Raw genomic sequence first — 2765 nt, 5'->3', positions numbered from 1 at the left:
CCCCGTTCGCCGACGTGGTCACCACCACCACCCACAAGACCCTGCGCGGCCCGCGTGGCGGTTTGATCCTGGCCAAGTCCAACCCAGAGATCGAGAAAAAGCTCAACGCTGCCGTGTTCCCCGGCGCCCAGGGTGGCCCGCTGATGCACGTCATCGCCGCCAAGGCCGTGTGCTTCAAGGAAGCGCTGGAGCCAGGCTTCAAGGCCTACCAGCAACAAGTGATCGAAAACGCCCAGGCCATGGCCCAGGTATTTATCGACCGCGGCTACGACGTGGTTTCCGGCGGCACTGACAACCACCTGTTCCTGGTCAGCCTGATCCGTCAGGGCCTCACCGGTAAAGATGCCGACGCCGCCCTGGGCCGCGCGCACATCACCGTCAACAAGAACGCCGTACCGAACGACCCGCAGTCGCCATTTGTGACCTCGGGCCTGCGTATCGGCACCCCGGCGGTCACCACCCGTGGCTTCAAGGTGGCCGAATGCGTGGCCCTGGCCGGCTGGGTCTGCGACATCCTTGACCACCTTGGCGATGCCGATGTCGAGGCCCAGGTGGCCGCGTCGGTGGCCAGGCTGTGCGCGGAATATCCGGTCTATCGCGCCTGAATCGACTACGGGGAATCGTTCATGTCCACAGAACAACTCAAACAAACGCCACTGCATGACCTGCACCTGAAACTCGGCGCGCGCATGGTGCCCTTTGCCGGCTACGCCATGCCGGTGCAATACCCGCTGGGGGTGCTCAAGGAGCACCTGCATACCCGCGAGCAGGCCGGCCTGTTCGACGTTTCGCACATGGGGCAGATTCGCCTGCGCGGCGCCGGCGCTGCCAAGGCATTGGAGGCGCTGGTGCCGGTCGACATCCTCGACCTGCCGGTGGGCATGCAGCGTTATGCGCTGTTCACCAACGACGACGGCGGCATCCTCGACGACCTGATGGTGGCCAACCTGGGCGGTGACGAACTGTTGCTGGTGGTCAACGCTGGCTGCAAGGACCAGGACCTGCTGCACCTCAAGCAGCATCTGGAAGGGCAGTGCGAGGTCGAATCGCTGTTCGAAAGCCACGCCTTGCTGGCCCTGCAGGGGCCTGCGGCGTCCAAGGTGCTAGGCCGCCTGGCGTCCCAGGTCGGCGCCATGACCTTCATGCAGTTCGCCCGTGTGAAGCTGCTGGGTGTCGACTGCTACGTCAGCCGCTCGGGTTATACCGGTGAGGATGGCTTCGAGATCTCGGTGCCGGCCGAGGCGGCGGCAATGCTCGCCCGCACGCTGCTGGCCGAGCCTGAGGTCGAGGCCATCGGCCTGGGCGCCCGCGATTCGCTGCGCCTGGAGGCCGGGCTGTGCCTGTACGGCCATGACATGGACGCGCGCAGCACTCCGATCGAGGCCAGCCTGACCTGGGCCATCTCCAAGGCTCGACGTGCCGAGGGCGTGCGGGCCGGCGGTTTTCCGGGGGCCGAATGCCTCTTTGCCCAGCAACGCGAGGGCGTGGCCAGTAAACGGGTGGGCTTGATGCCCAAAGCGCGTGTACCGGTGCGCGAAGGGGCGCTGATCGTCGATGCCGACGACCAGGAAGTCGGCCGTGTCACCAGCGGCGGTTTCGGCCCCAGCCTGGGCGGGCCGTTGGCGATGGGGTACGTGCACAGTGCGCACGCGGCATTGGAAACCGAAGTCTTCGCCTTGGTGCGAGGCAAGCGGGTGCCGATGCAGGTGGTACGCACACCCTTTGTGGCTCAACGTTATTACCGTGGCTGAAGCCTTGATTGCCGGAGCATGAACATGAACCAGACCCTGCCTGCCGCCACGCGTCCGCAGCCCCTGCAAGCCGGTGTGAAACTGCGCGGCGCCGACAAGGTGGCGCGCATCCCGGTGAAGATCCTGCCCACCGAGGAGGTGCCGCGCAAACCTGACTGGATTCGCGTGGGCATTGCCACGTCACCCGAGGTCGCACGGGTCAAGGCGCTGCTGCGCAAGCACAAGCTGCACAGTGTTTGCGAAGAAGCCTCATGCCCGAACCTGGGCGAGTGCTTCTCCGGTGGCACGGCGACCTTCATGATCATGGGGGACATCTGCACCCGCCGTTGCCCATTCTGCGACGTCGGCCACGGGCGGCCGAAACCGCTGGATGCCGATGAGCCGAAAAACCTGGCGATTGCCATTGCCGACCTGCGCCTGAAGTACGTGGTGATCACCTCGGTGGACCGCGATGACCTGCGCGACGGCGGCGCCCAGCACTTCGTCGACTGCCTGCGTGAAATCCGCACGCTGTCGCCGGGCGTCAAGCTGGAGACCCTGGTGCCGGACTACCGCGGGCGCATGGACGTGGCCCTGGCCATCACCGCGCAGGAGCCGCCGGACGTGTTCAACCACAACCTGGAAACCGTGCCGCGCCTGTACAAGGCAGCACGGCCGGGCTCGGACTTCGAGTGGTCGCTGGACCTGCTGGAGAATTTCAAACGCCGTGTGCCCAGCGTACCGAGCAAATCCGGGCTGATGCTGGGTCTGGGTGAAACCGATGAAGAAGTGATCGAGGTGATGCAGCGCATGCGCGAGCACCAGGTCGACATGCTGACCCTGGGGCAATACCTGCAACCGTCGCGCAGCCACCTGCCGGTGCAGCGCTTCGTGCACCCGGACACCTTCGCCTGGTTTGCCGAACAGGCCTTGGCGATGGGCTTCAAGAACGTGGCGTCCGGGCCGCTGGTGCGGTCCTCCTACCATGCCGACCAGCAAGCGCTGCAGGCTTATGTGCAATAGCGCTGCGCCCCC

At 65.6% G+C, this 2765-nt stretch carries 2 protein-coding genes and 1 pseudogene; all 3 read left to right on the top strand.

All coding sequences use genetic code 11. The annotated features are described in order from the left end of the window. Positions 1-605: pseudogene (glyA, locus tag GIB19_RS27965) on the top strand (serine hydroxymethyltransferase); the annotation flags it as partial. Positions 606-626: 21 nt separating this feature from the next. Continuing rightward, on the top strand, positions 627-1751 hold the full coding sequence (gcvT, locus tag GIB19_RS27960) for a glycine cleavage system aminomethyltransferase GcvT (RefSeq protein WP_099429681.1): 1125 nt from the start codon (positions 627-629) through the stop codon (positions 1749-1751). 24 nt (positions 1752-1775) lie between these two features. Continuing rightward, a complete protein-coding gene (gene lipA / locus GIB19_RS27955) occupies positions 1776-2753 on the top strand; it encodes a lipoyl synthase (protein ID WP_274888831.1) in 978 nt (325 codons plus the stop codon). Positions 2754-2765 lie beyond the last annotated feature (12 nt).

This window comes from Pseudomonas sp. ITEM 17296 (assembly GCF_028895205.1).
Classification (GTDB): Bacteria; Pseudomonadota; Gammaproteobacteria; order Pseudomonadales; family Pseudomonadaceae; genus Aquipseudomonas; species Aquipseudomonas kermanshahensis.
Note: the sequence above shows the minus strand (reverse complement) of the source record. Positions and strands in the feature narration are given on the sequence as shown.